Raw genomic sequence first — 242 nt, 5'->3', positions numbered from 1 at the left:
ACCAAGTACCACTTAATACTGTCGCTAAGACAATCTCTGATGGCTTTGGTGGTATCTTAGGTTATATCGGTCTAGTAATTGTATTCGGTACCATTATCGGCTTAATCCTTGAGAAAACTGGTGCGGCTATTGTGATGGCAGAAACCGTTATCAAAGTTTTGGGGCCACGCTTCCCTACTTTGACCATGTCTATCGTCGGTGCAGTCGTTTCAGTACCTGTATTCTGTGACTCAGGCTACATC

General features: G+C 44.2%; 1 pseudogene. It reads left to right on the top strand.

Features of this window, described 5'->3' with window-relative positions:
- Positions 1–242: pseudogene (locus AAEY88_RS15205) on the top strand (GntP family permease); the annotation flags it as partial.

Source organism: Psychrobacter sp. CAL346-MNA-CIBAN-0220, from assembly GCF_040309805.1.
Lineage (GTDB): Bacteria > Pseudomonadota > Gammaproteobacteria > Pseudomonadales > Moraxellaceae > Psychrobacter.
This window is presented reverse-complemented; position numbering and strand designations above follow the sequence as displayed.